The sequence below is a fragment of the Reyranella sp. GW821-FHT12G01 genome (assembly GCF_058806575.1).
On sequence record NZ_JBXAPV010000001.1, the window covers coordinates 3,101,676 to 3,121,513 of the forward strand.

Here is a 19,838-nt window from a genome sequence, read left to right on the forward strand (position 1 = left end):
TGAGGCAAGACACCTGTCTTGGGATGCAATCCGGATTTCCGCTACTGTCTCGCCATGGACGACACCGCAAAAGGCTTTGCGCTGGGCGACGCGGGCTTCTTTCCCTGGGGCACGCGCTTCGACGCGATCGTCGCAACCGCCACGGACCCGGGCTACTGCAGCCATTCCTTGCCCTGCACCGAAGCCCTCGGCTTCGCCACCGGCTCGGCCGAGATCACGGCCTCCCAGCCCAACCGGCCGATCCTGACGGTCACCTATCAGCTGGCAGCCGGCGCGATCGCCGCCAAGGAAGTCCTGGCCGGGCTGGTGAAGCGCCTCGGCGCACCGCAGGAAATCGAGCGCGACGAGCTTTCCCCTTATGCAAGCTCGCCCGACCATGTCGTGCTGTACGCCACCTGGACGACGGGCGACGACATCTCGATCGGACTCTCGATCTACGGTGCACCGCGCGACACCGAATTCGGCGACAGTATCGGCGCGCTCTATCTGGGCTGGGGCGACCTCGAGGCCGCCGCCGCGCCCTGGGTCGCCGATTGGCAGGCGGCCAATGAAGAGGTCGCGCGGGCTGCGCTGTCGCCGGGAACGGTCGAGACCTTCACCGTCGCCTACGATGTGCTGACGGCCGATGCCGAGGATCCGCATCGCATCGCCAACCGCTGCCTGCACACGCGCGACCTGCTCGACACGCCCGAGCCTCTCGCCCGCAGGCTCGGCGAGAAGGACTTCGCGCTGTGGAGCGACGCCACGGGCCAGCGCTGGCATCTCTCGACCGCCGCCTGCACCGTGGTGCTGGGCCGGCCCGGCACCTCCACGGTGAAGGTCGCCAGCGTCGAGCCGGCGCGCGGCGGTGGCTATGCCTCGATCGACGTCGGCCCCTGGTGGGTGCGCGACGCCTGGAAGTCGCGCACCGTCGAGGAGGCCGTCCACGCCCTTGAGCGCGTGCCCGGCCTCACCATCGAACGCTCGTCAGGTCACGACGTTTAGCGTCCCCGTCTCGCCCGGCGCACGCTTCAGGTCGAGGCGGGTCGCATGCCACTCGCGCAGCGACGGCCGATGGCCGATCGACACGACGGTCGCCTGCGGCAGCCGCTCCTTCAGCACGCCGTAGACCGCGGCCTCGTTGGCTTCGTCCAGCGAGGCTGTGGCCTCGTCGAGGAACAGCCAGTCAGGCTTGAACACCAGCGCCCGCGCGATGGCGAGCCGCTGCTGCTCGCCACCGGACAGGATGTTGCCCCAATGCGCCTCCTCGTCGAGGCGGCTTGCGAGATGGCCGAGCCGAGCCGCCTCCAGCGCCTGCACGATGTCGGCGTCCGTGGCGGTCGAGTTCTCGTCGGGATACTTCACCGCGTCGCGCAGGGTGGCGATCGGGATGTAGGGTTTCTGCGGCAGGAACAGCACGCGCGCGCCCGCCGGGATCAGCACCTTGCCGTGGCCAAACGGCCAGATGCCGGCCAGCGCGCGGAACAGCGTGCTCTTGCCCGAGCCGCTGGTGCCCGAGATCAGCGTCCACGCGCCCTTCGGCAGGGTGAGGTTCAGGTCCTTCAGCAGCGCCTGCCCGTTGGGCAGTGCCAGATCGACGCCGCTGGTGCCGACATCGGCACGACCGGTTTCGGCCGTGACCGTGATCTGCTCCGCCGGCTTCTCCTCGATGGCGGTCTGCAGGCCCCTCAACCGGTCCATCACCGCGCGCAACTCGGCCACGTTGGTGTAGTTGTCGAGGAAGAACGACAGCGCCGTCTGGACCTGCCCGAAAGCCTGCGCCGTCTGCATGACGACGCCCAAGGTGATGGCACCTGCGAAGAAGCGCGGGGCGATCACGATGTAGGGGAAGATGATGGCAACCTGGGCGTAGCCGATCTGGTAGAAGACGAGCTGTGTCTCGGTCAGCAGCACGCGCCAGGCATTATTGAAGACGTCGGTGAACTTCTCTTCGAGCACCTCGTTCTCGCGCGGCTCGCCGCGATAGAGCGCAATGCCCTCGGCGTTCTCGCGCACCCGCATCAGCCCGAAGCGGAAGTTCGCCTCGTAGCGCTGTTGCAGGAAGTTGAGCGGGATCAGTCGACGGCCGACCAGGTTGGCAAGCCAGGTGCCCACGAAGGCGTAGAGCAGCGCCGCCCAGACCATGTAGCCCGGGATCACGACATCGAGGCCGATGGCGGACAGCGAGATTGGCCCGGAGAGCTCCCAGAGGATGAACAGGAACGACACCAGGGTCGCCACGGCGCTGATCAGTCCCAGCAGCAGGGTCATGGTGTAGAGGCCGAGCAGCCGCAGATCCTCGGCGATGCGCTGGTCGGCGTTGTCGACCTTGCGCTCGAGCTCGATGCGGTAGTAGCCGCGGCCGTCCAGCCAGTGCGAGAGATAGTGGCCGGTCAGCCACCGCCGCCACCTGAGGCGCAGATAGGGGCTGACCAGCCCGCGCGCCACGCCGAAGGCGATGGCGAGCGCCGCGATCCAGCCGAAATTGACCATCTCGATCCAGAACGCGGCCTCGTCCTTGTTCTGCAGGCTGTCGTAGAAGCGCCGGTTCCACTCGCTGTAGGCGACGTTGACCACCACGCTCGCGAGGGTGAGCGCGATCGCGCCGACCAGCAGGCCGATGGCGATCCAGCGCTCCTCCGAGCGGAAATACGGAACGACCAGCCGCCACCAGTCTCCAAAGTAGGAACTCACGCTTTTCATGCAGGAAATCCTTTCGGGCCGCACACTGCCGAGACAGGGCGACGATGACAACGGCGTCTGCGGCAGCTATAGCGCCGCACGATGGAAGCTACTCCTCTCGCCTCACGCCGCGCCGCAGTCGATGTGATGATGGCCTGCCTCGACAAGGGCCAGCCGCTCGACGACGCCCTGGGCCAGCATCGCGGCTTTACCGCGCTCGATCCGCGCGACCGCGCCTTCGTGCGCCTCCTGCTCGCCACCACCCTGCGCCATCTCGGCGAAATCGAGGGCGTGCTCTCCGGGCTGATCACCAAGCCGCTGGATGGCGCCAACGCGGTCGGCCGCCAGGTCCTGCGCCTGGGCGCCGCCCAGTTGATGTTCCTCGGCACGCCGCCGCACGCCGCCGTCGATACCTCGGTACGGCTGGTCGAGGATGCCGGCCTGCATCACCTGAAGGGCCTGGTGAACGCCGTCCTGCGCCGCATTTCGCGCGACGGCGACGCCCTGCTGGTGGATCGCGATCCCGCCCGGCTCAACACGCCGCGGTGGCTGTGGGAGAGCTGGATCCACGCCTATGGCGAGGATACGACGCGCGCCATCGCCGCCGCGCATCTGACCGAGGCGCCGCTCGACCTCACGGTGCGCCGGGATGCCGATTTCTGGGCGGGCCAGCTCGAGGCCGAGAAGCTGCCCACCGGCACGCTGCGGCGGAAGGGCGGCGGCCACATCGCCGAGCTGCCCGGTTTCACCGAAGGCACATGGTGGGTGCAGGATGCCGCCGCCGCCCTGCCCGCGCGGCTGCTGGGCGACATCACCGACAAGCGCGTCGCCGATCTCTGCGCCGCACCGGGCGGCAAGACGATGCAGCTCTGCGCGGCCGGCGCCCAGGTGACGGCCGTCGACATCTCGGCCCGGCGCATGACGCGCCTCGGTGAAAACCTCGCGCGCGCCGGCCTGTCGGCCAATCTTGTGACGGCCGATGCCAGCAAGTGGACGCCTGAGGAAAAATTCGACGCCATCCTGCTCGATGCACCCTGCTCCGGCACCGGCACGCTGCGCCGCCATCCCGACATCGCCTGGCTGAAGGACGATGAGGATGTCGCGCGGCTGACGGTCACGCAGGACCGCCTGTTGGTACGCGCACTCGAAATGCTGAAGCCCGGCGGCACTCTCGTCTATGCCGTCTGCTCGCTGCAGGAGGACGAAGGCGTCGAGCGGATCAACGCGCTGCTCGTGCGCAATCCCCAGGTCAAGCGCGTCCGCGTCACGCCGGCCGAACTGCCGGGCCTCGAGGACGCCATCACTCCACGAGGCGACGTCCGCACCCTGCCCTTCATGTGGTCCGAGCGCGGCGGCCTCGACGGCTTCTACGTCGCAAGGCTGACGTCTTAGACGGACCGCGGGCCTCCGGGCCCGCTCATGAGCGGAGCTGGAGCTCCGCGGTCCTTCTGATCAGACTCTTGAGCTCGGGCTGTAGAACGGCTGGTGCTTCGACGGGTCCATGTAGTTCTCGTAGAACTTGCGGGCGTGCGGCAGCAGCGCGACCGAGAGCTTGCGGCGCTCGACCTCGTCGTCGGCCAGCGCCTTGCTGAGATCGTCGTGCAGCGCCTTCAGCGCCGCGGTCTTGTCGACCTTGGTGAAGAGACCGTCCTTGTAGATCACCTCGCCGTCGCACATCGTCATGGTGACGGCCTGCTGCTTGGCGCGCTGCACGACCGCGTCGAGCGTCGGCGTCATCTCGTCGAGATAGGGATAGGCGACGCTCTCCCAGTCGATCAGCACCATGTCGGCGGCCTTGCCGACTTCCAGCGTGCCGAGACTATCACCGAACGGCGTCGTCTTCGCCCCGCCCACCGTCGCCATGCGCAGCACCTGCGCCATGGTCGGCACGTCGGCCTCGACCATGCCGGGCACGCGGTGCGCGCGCAGCACCAGCTTCAGTTCCTGCAGCATGTCGCGGTCGTCGTTGATGCCGGCCTCGTCGAGGCCGATCGCGGTGTTGATGCCCTTCTTCTCGAAGTGATTGAGCGCCGCCACGCCCGAGCGCAGGCGGAAGTTGGACGAGCAGTTGTGGCAGACGCAGCCCTTGGCCTCGGCCAGCCGATCGATGTCCTTCTCGTTCAGCCAGACGCCGTGACCCAGGGTCAGCCGCTCGTTCACCATGCCGAAGCGGTCGATATATTCCAGCGCCGTGCAGTTGCCGCGCCGCCAGGCATATTCCTTCTGATAGGCCGTCTCGAGCAAGTGCATGTGCATCGGCGCGTTGTACTCGGCCGAGGTCTCGCTGAGCTTCGTCAGAGCCGCGTCCGAGCACCAGTGCAGGTTGGCCGGTGCGAGCTGGATCTTCACCCGGCGCTTGTTGTGATGCTGCGAATGGAAGGACTTGAACATGTCCATCGCATCGTCGAGGCCCATCTTGAACCGGTCGAACCAGCGCTGCATCGGGCCCTGCAGCTCCTTCGGCAGGCTTTTAACAAACTCCTCGTCGGCCTGGTAAACGAGCCGGTTCTGGTCGCGCACCGCGTAGCAGTAGCTGACCCGCATGCCGACATCTTCGTAGGCCTTGATCGTCTCGGTCGCGCGCTTCTCGACGTCGGGCAGCGTGCCCGGCATCCAGCCCTGGATGTGCTGCACCGTGGTGATGCCCGAGCCGATCATCTCGAAGGCCGAATAGAGCGTGTCGAGATAGAGGTCGAGGTTGCGGATCACCATGCGCGTGATGAACCACAGTTCCAGCGGCATGTCGGGCGAGCCGAGCTGGACCGGCGTCAGGCCGACATGGTGATGGCCGTTCACGAAGCCCGGCAGCAAGATCTCCTTGCCCGTGCCGATCACCGGCACCGTCGGGTGCTTCCGGTGCAGATCGTCGTAGGTGCCGACCTCGACGATGACGCCATCCTCCTGCAGGACGGCGCCGTCCTTGATCTCGTTCCAGGTGAAACGGTCCTTGGTGCCCGTGATGGCGGCGCGGCTACGGATCAGGCTGGTGGCCATGGTTCGGCTTCTCCTTTGATGAATGATTACGAAATCAGGCGGTGACGGCGAGCGCTTCCTGTTCAGCGAAGGCGCGGTCGACCTCGTCGCGCAGCAGGTCGGTGAGCTGGATCCTTAGATCCTCCGCTTCGCGCGAGAAGAGATTGCGCGGGCGCGGCAGGTCGATCGGCACGATGGTCTTGATGCGACCCGGCCGCGACGTGAACACGACGACCCGGTCGGCCAGCGCCACCGCCTCGTCGATGTGATGCGTCACGAACAGGACCGAGGCGCCCGAATCGCGCCAGACATCGAGCAGGAAATCCTGCATGCGGGCCCGCGTCTGCACGTCGAGCGCCGCGAAGGGCTCGTCCATCAGCAGCACCTTGGGCCGCATGGCGAGCGCGCGCGCCACCGCCACCCGCTGGCGCATGCCGCCCGACAGCTCATCCGGCCGCTTGTCCATGGCAGCCTTCAGGCCGACGCGCTGCAGCGCCTCGGCGGCGACGGCCCGGCGTTCCTCCTTGCTTGCGCCCTTGATCGACAGGCCGAAGCTCACGTTTTCCCAGACCGTCAGCCACGGGAAGAGCGAGGTCTCCTGGAAGATCAGGCTGCGCTCGGGCGACGGCGTCTCGACGAGATCGCCGAACGACCAGACCCGCCCCTCGGTCGCGTCCTCGAGACCGGCGATCAGATAGAGCAAGGTGCTCTTGCCGCAGCCCGAGGGGCCGAGAAAGACCACGAACTCGCCCGGCGCCACGTCGAGGTCGATGTCGGTCAGGGCGTTGTGGGCGCGCCTCGTGCCGGCCGCCCAGGTCTTGCCGACGCCGCGGCAGACCACGGCGTCCTTGGACGAAAAAGTCGGTGGGGCATCATCAAAGGCCACGCAGCTTCTCCTTGGTGTCGGGCAGCCAGTAGAGGATGCGCCGCTGGGCCTGGCGTAGCAGCCAGTCGAAGGCGAAGCCCAGCACGCCGATCACCGCGATGGTGAAGAACACCAGCGACGGGTTGAAGGTGTTGCGCGCCAGCATGATGACCTGGCCCATGCCGTAGCCAACGCCCGTCGACTCGGCGACCAGCACGACCATCCAGGCGCCGAACAGGTTCATCCGCAGGACCTGCAGCATGCCGGGCAGGATCGCCGGCACGATGACCCGCCAGTAGATCTGCCGCTTCGACGCGCCCATCGTGCGCGCGACGTTGATGAAGTTGGGGCTGACGCCGTCGATCTGGGCGACCGTGGCCAGCACCATGTGGAAGAACAGCGCCACCACGACCATGAAGATGGCCGGCGCGTTGCCGATGCCGAACAGGAAGATCGCGACCGGCAGCCAGGCGATCGGCGAGACCGGCGACAGCAGGGTGATGGTCGGCAGCACCAGCTTGTCGAAGAAATGGTAGTAGCGGATCAGCACGCCCATGCCGATCGCCAGCACCGACGCCATCGCGAGGCCGACGAAGACGCGGGCGGTCGTGGCGCCCACCGTGATCATCACCGATTCGAAGGCCGAGGGGCCGGCATTCATCGCCTGCCCGACCTGCCAGCGCGTGGCGGTGTTGAAGAACTTGCCCTGCTCCGCGAGGTTGCCGAGGAAGATGTGCGGCGGCGGCAGCAGCTTCGGGTCGGCCCAGCCGAAGAACCAGCAGGCCTCCCAGATCCCGGCGAACAGGCTGATCGACAGGATCGTCCACCAGGCCTTGGTCAGCCATTCCAGGTTGACGAGCCCTGGGTAGGAGCGGGAAACCGCCGCCGGGCGGGATGTCCCGGCGGCGGAACCCGATGGCTCGCTGTCGCGTGTGACGACGGCCATCAGGCGGACTTGTACTTGAGCTTGCCGTAGAGGTCGGGATTCTCCTTGATGACCTCTTCCAGAAGCGTCCAGTCGATCGCGTCGCGGCCGGGCTTCTTCTTGATGTAGCCCATCTCCATGACGCTGTCGGTGCGCTGCAGGATGAAGTCGGTCTGGCTGCGCGCATCGACGATCGCGGGCTGCTTGCCCTGGGCGATCTTCGCGTTCTCCATCGAGGTCTTGTAGTACTTGCCTACAAGCTCCTTCAGCACGTCGTCGGTCTTGGTCTCGGCCTCGAGCTGGGCCTGCATCATGCTCTTGATGACGGCCTTGAGGCCGGCGGGATTGTCCTTCATCAGGCTGGCGCGCGAGGCCAGCACGCAGTCGGTGTAGCCCTTGCCGTAGAGGTCGACGCCGTTGGTCAGCATCACCGCGCCCTTGACGTCGTTCACCAGCGCCGTGGCGTAGGGCTCGATCGTGCAGATCCAGTCGATGGCGCCCGCCTTGAAGGCCTCGACGGCTTCCGGCGTGTTGCCCATGTAGCGGACCTTCACGTCCTTGAAGGAGACGCCGTGCTTCTTCAGGTAGTCGTAGGGCATGACCTCCAGCGTATCGAGCTGGAAGGTGCCGAGCGTCTTGCCCTTGAGCTTCTCGGGCGAATCGAGACCCGGGCGCGCGACGATCGCGCAGCCCTCGACACCGCCGCCGGCCACGATCTTGACCGGCGCGCCGGCGTCATAGAGCGCCATGAAGCTGGTGTAGGGCATCAGGCCGAGATCGACCTGGCCCATGCCGAGGAAGGTCACCATCTCGGCCGAGGTCGGCGTGTTCACGAACACCAGCTCGGTGCCGGCGTCCTTGGCGAACTGTCGCGAATGGGCGAGGAACAAGTTGAGATTGCAGAAGCCCGTGCCGTGGGTCGACTTCAGCGCCGGCCCGGCGTGAGCGGGGCCGCTCAGCAGCATGCCCGGCCCCGCCGCCATGGTGATGGTGCTGACGGCGGCGGCGGCCTTCAGGAAACCACGGCGTGACGGCGCGGCGGCACCGGCAAAGTTCATCTGGGACAGGTTCGGGAAATGCGTACAGCCGATGCGATCACACATGGAGAGCCTCCTCGGGCAGCGGAGATTTTTGAACTTGGAATGCTGGGTTCTGGCGATTCTGCGACTGACAACTCCTTGTCGGTCGCCACTCGGCGCGACCGTCCTCAAAGGTGCCGGCACGCCAACCGAGAAGAATCGCGCTAGCGCGATTCTGCGCTGCTGATTTTTAAGCAAGGGATGTGCCAGCGCCCGAAAGCAGCGATGGCATCGTGTGTCGGCCGCGCGGCCACGCGGCCTCAGGTCAATTCCTGACCACGCGCGCTATTTCTTGATCAGGACTTCTTCATCATGGCGCGATGCCGCTGCCGTTCGATGTGTCCGAGATAGAGGCCCGAGCAGATGATCACACCCGCCCCGACCCAGGTCCAGAAGTCGGGAAAGTCGCCGAACACGAGATAGCCCAGCAGCGCCGCACCCAGCAGCTGCACGTAATTGAAGGGCGCCACGACGGCGGCCGGCGCCTGGCTGTAGGCGATGGTCAGGAAGTAGTGGCCGACGCCCGCCATGATGCCCATGCCGACGAACAGCACCCAGTGCCAGCCGAAGGTCGGCGTCACCCATTCGAACGGCAGCATCGGCAACGCCACCGCGGTGCCCACGATGGTGGCCATCGTCGCCGAGGAATCGGGCCGCTCGGCCTGGCCGTAGCGCCGCGAGAAGAGCTGATAGAGCGAGCTGCAGATCGTGCTGCCGACGATCCACAGCGAATGCCATTCGAAATGCGCCGAGCCCGGCCGCACCACGATCAGCGCGCCGACGAAGCCGATGACCACAGCGCCCCAGCGCTTGGGCCCGACCGGCTCGCCTAGGAATTTCGAGGACAGCGCCGTGACGATCAGCGGGCTGGTGAGCGAGATCGAGGCGGCCGAGGCCAGCGGCATGTCGACGATGCCGTGGAAATAGAGGAACGACGAGAAGAACAGCAGCAGCCCGCGCACGATCTGGCTCGGCACGTTGTGCCAGCGGAACAGCGCGAGACCCGCCCGTGGCAGGAAGATCGCCATCATGAAGACGAAGGCGAAGACGTAGCGGCCCCAGATGACCTCGATGACCGGATAGGTCTGGCTCAGCGTCTTGGACATGGCGTTCAGGACGGAAAAGCACAGGACCGAAAAGATAATCGACAGAATGGCCCGCAGGATCCGGTCGGTCGGCGGAGGCGCGTCAACTTTCATCGCGGCCAAACTAGCGCCCCCCACCCGCCGAACAAGCGCCTGAGGCGGACAACGCAATCCCGGCAGGCGCATGGGTCCGCCCTGCAGATGGCATGGGCCGTGAACAGACCTCTGCTGGTCCTCAGGCCTCCCGGTCCGCCTTCATCTCCTCGTCGCTCGGCCACAGCATCAGCGAGACGAGCATGAGGATTCCCAGCCCGCCGGTAATGCCCACGAAGCGGTCGACCCCCGGCATGATGCTGCTGGGCGGCGCCAGCCCCTGGATCATCGTGATGATGAACACGAAGGTGAACTGGGTCCCGACATAGCCCACTCCCCGCTTGCCCATCTGGACGTGCATGCCGATCCAGACCACGGCGGCGATCAGCCCCAGCCACCACAGGAACGACTCGACCTGGAGGGCGAGACAGGCCAGCGCCACGATGCCGCCCATCAGGCAGCCCAGGAAACGATGCAGAGACCGCTCGGCGACCTGGTGGCGCGTGCCGAGCCCGCCCTCGGCGATCAGCGGCGCCGACATGACGACGGCGATGGTGACCGCCATCTGCGAGATGTCCGGCAGGTCGATGGCGATCCAGATTTCCAGCACGGCGACCACGGCAATCGCCGAGCGCAGGCCGTGCAGCACCGACGGCCATTGCGCGCCCAGCAGGTGGCGCCATCCCGGCGCTGTGGGAGGTTTATCGGCGTGCCAGTCCTGCAGGACGTTGGCCACGATGATCGCCGACGTGACGCCGATCGCCACGTCGAGCACGCGGTAGACCGAGATTTCGAGGGCCTGCTGCGGATTGTCCAGGCTCATCAGGAGCACCATGCTCGAGGTGATGGTCATGAACAGCCAGGCGAGGCCATGCGGGCTGACCTGCATGGCGATCACGCCCAGCATGGTCGTCGCGGCCAGGAACAGGCACAGCGCGAAATGATCGTAGGGCAGCCAGCGCGCCATGACGAAGCCCATGGCCGCGCCGATCACGGTGCCGGTCATGCGCAGCAGGCCGCGGCGTACCGAGCCGGCGCCGGTCGCCATCAGGGACATGTAGCCGCTGATCGCGGACCACCAGGGCGAGTCCATCTGCAGCAGCAGCGCCAGGGTCGTCGACAGCACGACCGACGAGGCCGCCACGACACCCTGGCGATTGCGCACCGGGTCCTCGCCCAGCTCGGCCAGCTCCTGAAAGAACCGTGTGAGCGTCTCGCCGATCATGCGGCGGCCCTCGGCGAAATCGTCGATCACGCCCTGGGCGAAGGCCCACTTCACGGGAAAATCACCGTCCGCGCGTCGGCGCCCATGTAGAGCTTGAAGCCGGGCGGCGGGTCTTCCAGCACGATCGTCACCGGGATCCGGCGCTGCAGGCGGATCCAGTCGGTCGTCGGCGCGACATAGGGCAGGAGCTTTTCGACGCCGGGCTCGCGGCTGAAGCCGCGCGCGATGCCGGTGATTTTGGCCTTGTGGAAGTGCCACGGCGCGCTGTCGAGCCAGACCCAGGCCGTGCCGCCGATCTTCAGGTCGCGGATATAATACTGCTTGTAGTTGGCCATGATACGCCAGGCATCAGCGTCGACGATGCCGATGATCGGCACGTTGATCGTGGCCATGTCACCCTTGCGCAGCGTGAGGTTGGTGATCGGCCCGTTGGTCGGCGAGAGCACCACGGTGCGGTCGAGGTTCCACTGCGCCGACGCCAGTTGCGCCTTCGCCAGCTCGAGCGACGCCTGATGGGCGCCGATGTCGGTCTGCGCCTTGGCGATGGCGACGGTGGAGATCGTCATCTCGGCCTGCGACCGGCGCAGCTCGTCGTTCGCGCGGTCGAGCTCGGCGCGCGGCGCATATTCGCGCTTGGCGAGATCGGAGAACCGGCTCTGTTCCTGCAGGGCGTAGGTGTGGCTCGACGTCGAGGATTGCAGGGTCGCCTGGGCCGTCGCCAGCTGCTCCTGCGAGACCTTGAGCTCGGCCTCGGCGCGATCCATCTGCGCCTTCCACTGATTGACCACGAGCTGGAACGGCACCGGGTCGATCGTGAACAGCCTGTCGCCGACCTTGACCTCCTGGTTGTCGACGACGTGGACCTCGATGACCTGGCCGGTCACCTGCGGCGCCACCGCCACCAGGTCGGAGCGGACATAGGCATCGTCGGTATAGGCGACGAAATAGGTGAAGACCTCGTAGAGGATGAACAGGCCGAGGATCGTGCCGCCGACGGTGATCAGCCGGTGCAGCCGGCTGGTCTCCTTCGCCGGCCGCTTCGGCGGCGGAGCCACGGGAGCGGGCGATGGGGCCGGTGTGGGTTCGGCCGTTGGGCTGGCAATGACGGGCGACGGCGCCGCTGGCACGGTCGCCGGCTTTACAGGCAGTTCCGATGGAGGCGCGGTCTCAGGCGCCGTCTGTCCGGGCGGGGTCACGTCGGGTGGCATCGCACCCCGAAAGTACCGCGTCCGGGGCTAGAAGCCCATGCCCTTGATCTTGACCGCCAGCGCCGAGACCGAGAACGGCTTGCCGAGGAAGTTCACGCCGGCATCGATGACGCCGTGATGAACGATCGCATTGGCGGTGTAGCCCGTCGTGTAGAGCACCTTGAGATCGGGCCGTCGCGCCAGCACCGCTTCAGCCAGCTGGCGGCCGTTCATGCCGCCGGGCAAGCCGACATCGGTGAACAGAAGCTGGATGTCGCGATGCTGCTCGAGCTGGCGCAGCGCCTGCTCGCCATCGCCCGCCTCGTAGACGGTGCAGCCGCATTCGCGGCAGGCGGCCACGGCGAATTCGCGCACGACGGGATCGTCCTCGACCACCAGCACGACCGGCCCCGCCCCTGCCGCGACGGTGACCGCCGGCGCGAGTTCCGGGACTACGCTCGCTTCGGCCTGGGCCCGCGGCAGATAGACCTTCACCGTCGAACCGTGGCCCAGCTCGCTGTAGATCTTCAGGTGGCCGCCGATCTGCTTCACGTAACCGTAGGTCATGCTGAGGCCGAGGCCCGTGCCCTGCCCGCGCTCCTTGGTGGTGAAGAACGGCTCGAAGGCCCGCGCGATCGTGTGCTGGTCCATGCCGGTGCCGGTATCGGACACCGCGATCATCACGAACTGGCCGGGCGAGACCTCGGCGTTGGCGGCGGCATAGGCGTCGTCGAGATGGGCGTTCGCCGTCTCGATCGTGAGCGTTCCGCCACCCGGCATCGCGTCGCGCGCATTGATCGCGAGATTGAGCACCGCCGCCTCGAGCTGGGCCGGATCGGCGGTCGCCCGCCACAGGCCGCCGCTCAGCACCGTCTCGATCTGCACCGTCTCGCCGAGCGTGCGCCGCAGCAGCTCCGACATGCCGGTCACCAGGCGGTTGGCATCGATCGATTCGATCTGCAACGGCTGCTGGCGCGAAAAGGCCAGCATGCGCTGGGTCAGCGTCGCAGCCCGCGACACCCCGGTCTTGGCAAGGTCGAGGAAGCGGACCACGTCCGGCGACGGCTGCGGCACGCGCCGTCCGACCATCTCGATTGCGCCGCCGATGCCGGTCAGCAGATTGTTGAAATCGTGGGCGATGCCGGCCGTGAGCTGGCCGACCGCGGTCATCTTCTGCGACTGGCGCAGGCTCTCTTCCGCCGCCGCGCGCCGGATCTGTTCCTCACGCAGCCGTTCCAGCGTCTCGCCCTGGCTCGCCGCCCGCTTCGAAGCAAGCAGCGCCAGGGCGAACAAGGCCAGGGTCGCCGGCAGGCCAAACAGCAGATGCGACAGCATGCGATGCATCCAGGCCTCGCGCATCGCGTCGCTGGCGACGCCTACCGCCACATAGACCGGAAGATCCGGCAGCTTGCGATAGACGACGGTTCGCGCGACGCCGTCGAAGCTTCCCTTGGGGTTGCTGTAGCTGCCGCTGTCGCGATCCAGCGCGATCGCCTGCATGAACTTCGAGCCGGGCTCGAGACGGGTCGCCGTGCCGGGAGACGTCGGGAAGCGCGCCAGCAATTCGCCGTCGGCGCGGACCAGCGACGTCGTGTAGTTGTCGGTCTCCGCGGCCTGCTCGAACAGCTTGGCGAAATAGGCCGGCGGAATGGCGACCAGCACGACGCCGTCGAAGCCGCCGTCCGGACGCTGCCGCCGCTCGCTGTACTGGAAGATGTCGGAACTCTTAATCCGGCTGCGGAACGTCTCGCTGACGTAGCGCATCTCCTTGCCGTCGCGATGGGCGATGAAATAGGGCCGGTCGGCGGCCGAGACGTTGGCCGGCATCGGGAAGACGTTGGCGGCGGCGAGCGGGCGGCCTTCCTTGTCGAGGATGAACACGTCCTCGACCTGCGGCAGCTTGCGGATCAGATGCTGGAGCTGCTCGTGCAGCTTGGCCTCGTTCTGCCGGATCTCGCTGTCGTTCATGTCGTCGATCAGGCCCAGCACGTTGCTCACCACGAGCTGCTGGGTCTCGAACGTCGCCCGGGCACCGACATAGAGAAGGTCGAGGGTCCGCGACAGACGCTCCTCGTACTGGCGCTGCGTGTCGCCATAGGCCAGCCAGCTCGCCCCGATGAACAGCAGCACCGGCACAACGACGGTGGCGGCCAGAAGGACGAAGGAGGCATCCGCAGCCGTCGTGCCGCGAAGCGTCCAGGTCTGCAGTTTCAGGAGCCGCCGCACGTGCGCCTACTGTCCCTTCTGGATGAGGGAGAGCACGAAGTTGGAAAGCTCCGACGCGCTGTAGGGCTTGGGAAACGAATGCATCTTGATGCCGGGCGGCAGGTTGCTTGGCCCCGACGCGCCCGAGCAGCGGATGATCGGCACGTCGGGACGATGGAGCGCCGCCGCCTCGATCACCTTTTCACCCGACATGTCGGGAAGGCCGATATCGACGATGATGGCCGCGAGCGGCTTGTCGCCCTGCACGACGTCGAGGGCCTCGCGCCCGGTCGCCGCCTCGATGCAGTCGATGCCGACATCGGCCAGCGAATCGACCAGGACGGCGCGGATCAGGAACTCGTCTTCAGCCAGCAAAACACTCGACATGAACAGCCCTATTCCGCCGCCTTGGCCATGCCGGTCTGGGGCTTGAACGGCAGGATCGTTGTGGCGCGCGCGGCGGGCAACGGCAAGGGCGGGGTTTCCACACCCAGCGCCTTCGCCGCGTTCCACGCCCAGCGCGGGTCGAGCAGGAACGGCCGCGCGTGCGCCGTGCAGTCTGCTTCGCCTGCCGCGATGATCTTCTCGGCCTGCTCCGGTTCGGTGATGAGACCCACGGCCCAGGTCTTGATGCCCGCTTCCTTGCGGATGCGGGCCGAGAAACCGACGTGGTAGCCAGGTGCGATTGCGATCTTCTGGCCCGGCGAGTTGCCGCCCGAGCTGACATCGATGAAGTCGCAGCCCAGCGCCTTGAGCTGACGGGCCGTCTCGATCGAATCCTCGATGGTGATGCCGCCCTCGACCCATTCGATCGCCGACAGCCGCATGCCCAGCGCCTTCTCGGCAGGCCACACCTTGCGAATGGCTTCGAACACTTCGAGCGGGAAGCGACGGCGCTTCTCGGCGGTGCCGCCATACTCGTCGGTGCGGTGGTTGCTGAGCGGCGACAGGAACTGGTTGAGGCAGTAGCCGTGCGCGCCGTGCAGCTCAACCACGTCGAAGCCCAGCCGCAGGCTACGTTCGGCGGCATCGACGAAGGCCTGCTTCACGCGCTTCAGGCCGACGGCGTCGAGCGCCACGGGCGTATGCCACTTTGCGGCCGGATCGTAGGCCAGCGCCGACGGGCCGTAGGTCGTCCACGGGAGATCCGGCGCATCCGCCTGACTGAGCGGACCGCCGCCCTTCCACGGGCGTTGCGCCGAAGCCTTGCGGCCGGCATGGGCAAGCTGCACGCCGAGCTTCACGCCCGGCATCCAGCCGCGCACCCAGTCGATCACGGGCTTCAGCGCGGCTTCGTTCTCGTCGCTGTAGAGGCCGAGGCAGCCCTGCGTGATGCGGCCCTCGCGCTCGACATGCGTGGCCTCGAGGCAGAGCAGGCCCGCGCCCGACATGGCGAGCATGCCGTAGTGCACCTGGTGCCAGGGCTGCGCGCTGCCATCGACGGCCGAGTACTGGCACATCGGCGAGACGACGATGCGGTTAGGCAGCGTGACGCCGCCGAGCTCGACGGGAGTGAAGAGTTGGGCGGTCATGGTGTTCCCTGGAAGATCAGCCGTTGATCGAAGGTCCGGCTTCGTGGCCAAGCCACTCCTCGATCAGGCGGCGCGCGATCGAATCGCGGCGCGGCATGAAGAAGGAGCCGTCCTTCGGAAGGTTTTCGGTGCGCAGCTCCTCGCGGCTCATCCAACGCGCGCTTTCGAGCTCGGATTCGTTGACGCTGAAATCCATCGACTCGGCCTCGGCGTGGAAGCCGATCATCACCGACGCCGGGAACGGCCAAGGCTGGGACGAGCGGTAGATGACGTCCTTCACCTTGACCTTCACTTCCTCGTAGACCTCGCGTGCCACGGCATCCTCGAAGCTCTCGCCGGGCTCGACGAAGCCCGCCAGGGTCGAGTGCATGCCGCGCGGGAAATGCTTGCCGCGGCCCAGCAGGCACTTGTCGCCGTGATGGACCAGCATGATCACCGCGGGATCGGTGCGCGGGAAGGTCTCGGTCTTGCAGTTCTCGTTGGTGCACATGCGCACGTGGCCGCCGCGCGTCACCTTGGTGCTGGCGCCGCAGACGCCGCAGTAGCGGTGGCGGCGGTGCCAGTAGGTCATGCCGCGCGCATAGGCGAGGATCGAGCCCTCGCGCGCGAACAGCAGCGGGCCGACCTGGCGCAGGTCGACGAACTCGCCCAGGTCCGTCAGCGGCACGTCCTTGCCGGTGACGTCGACGGCGAAGTACGGCGTGCCCTCGACATAGCCCAGGAAGATCTGGACGTCGGCCGAGTTGGCGATCGCGCGCCCCATCATACCCTGGAGGAAGACGGCTTCCGGATTGCCGCCGGTCTTCACCAGGTTCTTCTCCGTGTCGATCGGCACGAAGCGTGCGGCCCCCGAGGAGGCCAGTTCGATCATCCGTTCATCGTCCTCGCGCTCGTGGCTGGCGCGGTCGATTTCGGCGCTGGAATAGGGATTTCTTGGGTTTCTCATAGGCCGCGGACCGTGCCACAGGCCCGCCGCCACCGCAATTGGATCAGGCGGCTAACGCGCGCTCCAGCACCTGTGCCACGTGTATCGCCTGACGGTCCGACCCGTCGGCGATCTGGTGCCGGCACGAGGTGCCGTCGGCCACGACCAGCGTCTGTGCATCGGCCTTGCGCACCGCCGGCAGCAGCGACAGCTCGGCCATGGCGATCGAGGTCTCGTAGTGCTCGGCCTCGTAGCCGAAGCTGCCGGCCATGCCGCAGCAGCTCGATTCGATGGGCGTCACGGCGAGGTCGGGCACCAGCGACAGCACTTCCTGCACCGCGCTCATCGCCCCGAAGGCCTTCTGATGGCAGTGGCCATGCAGCAGCGCCTTCTTCTCGGACAGCGGCTGGAGGTCGAGTTCGAGACGCCCCGCCTTCTTCTCCCGCGCGAGGAACTCCTCGAACAGCACGGCGTGCGCCGCGACTTCCTCGGCATCCTCTCCGAGGCCCATCGCCAGGAATTCGTCCCGCAGGGTGAACAGGCACGACGGTTCGAGCCCGATGATCGGCACGCCCTTCTGCGCGAACGGCCGGAGCGCGTTCAGGGTGCGCATCGCCTCGCCCCTCGCCCGCTCCACCTGGCCCGTCGCCAGATAAGTCCGGCCACAGCACAGCGCCGGTGCGCCGATGGTCGGCCAGGCCACCGCGACGCGATGACCGGCGGCGGTCAGCACGCGCCGCGCGGCATGCAGGATCTCGGGCTCGAAATTGCTCGAGAAGGTGTCGGCGAAGATCACCACCGTGGCGTCGCGATCGTCGACCTCGGTGGTCGACAGGAACGTGTCGCTCCGCCACTGCGGCAGGCGGCGCTGCTTGGCGAAGCCGAGATAGGACTGCACGAACCAGGCGGCGTTGAACAGCCATGGCATGCGCCGCGCCCACGGCGCCATCGACGGCGTGCCGCCGATCAGCCGGTCGCGCCACGAAAGGCCACGCGCCATGCGGCGCGCCGACTTCACCTCGATCTTCATGCGCGCCATGTCGACGCCGGTCGGGCAGTCGCGCTTGCAGCCCTTGCAGCTCACGCAAAGGTCCATCGCCGCGGCGACCGCGTCGGAGCGCAAGCCCTCGGACCCGAGCTGTCCGGACAGAGCCAGGCGAAGCGTGTTGGCCCGGCCGCGCGTCAGGTGCTTTTCGTCGCGCGTCACGCGGAAGGACGGGCACATGGTGCCGGCATCGAACTTCCGGCAATGGCCGTTGTTGTTGCACATCTCGGCGGCCTTCGCGAAGCCGCCGGCCAGGTCGCCGCCGGTGCCGGGTGCGGTCGTGATTTCGGTGACGGGATCGGTCTGGACGTTCCATGCCGACCAGTCGAGCGCCGGCTCGTACTTGATCGATTCGTAACCCGGCTTGAAGCGGAACAGCGAGCGGTCGTCCATGCGCGAGGCACGGACGATCTTGCCCGGATTCATGATGTTCTCGGGATCGAACAGGTCCTTCACCTGCTCGAAGGCCTTGGTGAGGCGTGGCCCGAACTGCCAGGCCACCCACTCCGAGCGCACCAGCCCGTCACCGTGTTCGCCCGAGAAGGCGCCCTTGTATTCGCGCACCAGCGCCGAGGCCTCCTCGGCGATCGCGCGCATCTTCTCCGCACCGTCGCGGCGCATGTCGAGGATCGGCCGCACATGCAGGGTGCCGACGGAGGCGTGGGCGTACCACGTGCCGCGCGTGCCATGCTTGCCGAACACGTCGGTCAGGCGCTGCGTGTAATCCGCGAGATGCTCGAGCGGGACGGCGCAGTCCTCGATGAAGGAGACGGGCTTACCGTCGCCCTTCATCGACATCATGATGTTGAGGCCGGCCTTGCGGACCTCCCACAGCTCCGACTGCGGCTTGGGCTCCGGCATCTCGACGACGCTGCCGGGCATGCCGAGATCGGCCATCAGCTCGACGAGGCGCGCGAGATCGCGCAGCTGGGCCTCGCGCTCCTCGCCCGCGAACTCGACCAGAAGGATCGCCTCGGGCTTGCCGATCAGTGCCCGCTCGATCACCGGCCGGAAGGCGGGATTGGCGCGCGCCAGCTCGATCATCGTGCGATCGACCAGCTCCACCGCGGCGGGCTTCAGCTTCACGATGTGCTGGGCGCTGTCCATCGCCTTGTAGAAGCTGGGGAAGTTCACGACGCCCAGCGTCTTGTGCTTCGGCAAGGGCGAAAGGTTGAGCGTCATCCGCTCGGTCACCGCCAGCGTGCCCTCGCTACCAACAAGAAGGTGCGCGAGGTTCACCGAATTGTCGGTCGTGTAGGGCCGCTCCGATTGCGGGAAGAAGATGTCGAGGTTGTAGCCGCTGACCCGGCGCATCACGTGGGGGTACATGCGCTCGATCTCGGCGCGCTCGGCGAAGGCCAGCGCCGCCACCTTGTCGGCGATCGCACGCACCGCCTCGGGCATGTCTTCCGGCCGGCCCGATCCGAAATGCGCCCGCTGGCCGTTGGCCAGCAGCGCGTCGATCGACGCCACGTTGTGCACCATGTTGCCGTAGCGGATCGAACGCGAGCCGCAGGAATTGTTGCCGGCCATGCCGCCCAGGGTGCACTGCGCCGAGGTCGAGACGTCGACCGGATACCAGAGCCCGTGCGGCTTCAGCCACGCGTTGAGCTGGTCGAGCACGACGCCCGGCTGAACCGTGACCTGCGCCTTCTCCTTGTCGAAGCCCACGATCTCGCGGAGATATTTCGAGCAGTCGATGACCAGCGCATCGCCCACCGTCTGCCCGCACTGCGACGTGCCTGCACCGCGCGGCAGGATCGCGGCCTTGGCATCGCGCGCGATGTCGACGGCGAGCCCGAGATCGGCCTCATCACGCGGCACGACCACGCCCACCGGCTCGATCTGATAGATCGACGCATCGGTCGAGTAGCGCCCCCGCGAGGCCCTGTCGAACAGCACCTCGCCCTTCAGGCTGCGACGCAGATTTTGCTCGAGACTGGCCATGGCTACCAACGCCTAAAATTGCCCTCTCCGCCCGCGTCACACGCGGGGGGAGAGGGAGGGGACCCGCGCGTAAGCGTGGGGAGGGAGAGGT

15 protein-coding genes are annotated in these 19,838 nt (G+C 67.1%); 2 read left to right on the forward strand and 13 right to left on the reverse strand.

Annotated elements, in window-relative coordinates; translation table 11 throughout:
- Positions 1-54: 54 nt before the first annotated feature.
- Complete coding sequence (locus AC1RP5_RS14965) at positions 55-984, forward strand: hypothetical protein (RefSeq protein ID WP_493111744.1); 930 nt, start codon at positions 55-57, stop codon at positions 982-984.
- On the opposite strand, the gene AC1RP5_RS14970 is transcribed toward AC1RP5_RS14965, so the two are convergent.
- The gene (locus tag AC1RP5_RS14970; protein WP_493111746.1) at positions 967-2,682 is read right to left on the reverse strand and encodes an ABC transporter ATP-binding protein/permease; all 1,716 of its coding nucleotides are present in this window, start codon (positions 2,680-2,682) and stop codon (positions 967-969) included. The two genes, AC1RP5_RS14965 and AC1RP5_RS14970, sit on opposite strands and share 18 nt — an antisense overlap.
- Before the next feature lie 81 nt (positions 2,683-2,763).
- On the opposite strand from AC1RP5_RS14970, the gene AC1RP5_RS14975 reads away from it, so the two are divergent.
- Positions 2,764-4,053: an RsmB/NOP family class I SAM-dependent RNA methyltransferase gene (locus AC1RP5_RS14975; RefSeq protein ID WP_493111747.1), complete on the forward strand. Its 1,290-nt coding sequence runs from the start codon at positions 2,764-2,766 to the stop codon at positions 4,051-4,053.
- Between the two features lie 60 nt (positions 4,054-4,113).
- On the opposite strand, the gene AC1RP5_RS14980 is transcribed toward AC1RP5_RS14975, so the two are convergent.
- The 12 genes from AC1RP5_RS14980 to AC1RP5_RS15035 form a co-directional block, all read right to left on the reverse strand.
- A complete protein-coding gene (locus AC1RP5_RS14980; RefSeq protein WP_493111749.1) occupies positions 4,114-5,655 on the reverse strand; it encodes an amidohydrolase family protein in 1,542 nt (513 codons plus the stop codon).
- A gap of 34 nt (positions 5,656-5,689) precedes the next feature.
- Complete coding sequence (locus tag AC1RP5_RS14985) at positions 5,690-6,520, reverse strand: ABC transporter ATP-binding protein (protein WP_493111751.1); 831 nt, start codon at positions 6,518-6,520, stop codon at positions 5,690-5,692.
- The gene (locus AC1RP5_RS14990; protein WP_493111753.1) at positions 6,510-7,445 is read right to left on the reverse strand and encodes an ABC transporter permease; all 936 of its coding nucleotides are present in this window, start codon (positions 7,443-7,445) and stop codon (positions 6,510-6,512) included. Before AC1RP5_RS14990 ends, AC1RP5_RS14985 begins: the two co-directional genes overlap by 11 nt.
- Positions 7,445-8,527, reverse strand: coding sequence for an ABC transporter substrate-binding protein (locus tag AC1RP5_RS14995; protein ID WP_493111755.1), 1,083 nt, complete (start codon positions 8,525-8,527; stop codon positions 7,445-7,447). Before AC1RP5_RS14995 ends, AC1RP5_RS14990 begins: the two co-directional genes overlap by 1 nt.
- A gap of 272 nt (positions 8,528-8,799) precedes the next feature.
- Positions 8,800-9,774, reverse strand: coding sequence for a DMT family transporter (locus tag AC1RP5_RS15000; protein WP_493111758.1), 975 nt, complete (start codon positions 9,772-9,774; stop codon positions 8,800-8,802).
- A gap of 49 nt (positions 9,775-9,823) precedes the next feature.
- Complete coding sequence (locus tag AC1RP5_RS15005; RefSeq protein ID WP_493111760.1) at positions 9,824-10,960, reverse strand: FUSC family protein; 1,137 nt, start codon at positions 10,958-10,960, stop codon at positions 9,824-9,826.
- Positions 10,957-11,961 carry an HlyD family secretion protein gene (locus AC1RP5_RS15010; protein WP_493111761.1) on the reverse strand — a complete coding sequence of 335 codons (1,005 nt, stop codon included), beginning with the start codon at positions 11,959-11,961 and terminating at the stop codon, positions 10,957-10,959. The genes AC1RP5_RS15005 and AC1RP5_RS15010 overlap by 4 nt, the downstream gene beginning before the upstream one ends.
- Positions 11,962-12,141: 180 nt before the next feature.
- On the reverse strand, positions 12,142-14,319 hold the full coding sequence (locus AC1RP5_RS15015) for a hybrid sensor histidine kinase/response regulator (RefSeq protein WP_493111762.1): 2,178 nt from the start codon (positions 14,317-14,319) through the stop codon (positions 12,142-12,144).
- A gap of 6 nt (positions 14,320-14,325) precedes the next feature.
- A complete protein-coding gene (locus AC1RP5_RS15020; protein WP_493111763.1) occupies positions 14,326-14,685 on the reverse strand; it encodes a response regulator in 360 nt (119 codons plus the stop codon).
- A gap of 8 nt (positions 14,686-14,693) precedes the next feature.
- Positions 14,694-15,830 carry an NADH:flavin oxidoreductase/NADH oxidase gene (locus AC1RP5_RS15025; RefSeq protein WP_493111765.1) on the reverse strand — a complete coding sequence of 379 codons (1,137 nt, stop codon included), beginning with the start codon at positions 15,828-15,830 and terminating at the stop codon, positions 14,694-14,696.
- 16 nt (positions 15,831-15,846) lie between these two features.
- Positions 15,847-16,776, reverse strand: coding sequence for an NAD(+) diphosphatase (gene nudC, locus AC1RP5_RS15030; protein WP_493111767.1), 930 nt, complete (start codon positions 16,774-16,776; stop codon positions 15,847-15,849).
- 43 nt (positions 16,777-16,819) lie between these two features.
- A complete protein-coding gene (locus AC1RP5_RS15035) occupies positions 16,820-19,747 on the reverse strand; it encodes an FAD-binding and (Fe-S)-binding domain-containing protein (RefSeq protein WP_493111768.1) in 2,928 nt (975 codons plus the stop codon).
- Between the last annotated feature and the right edge of the window lie 91 nt (positions 19,748-19,838).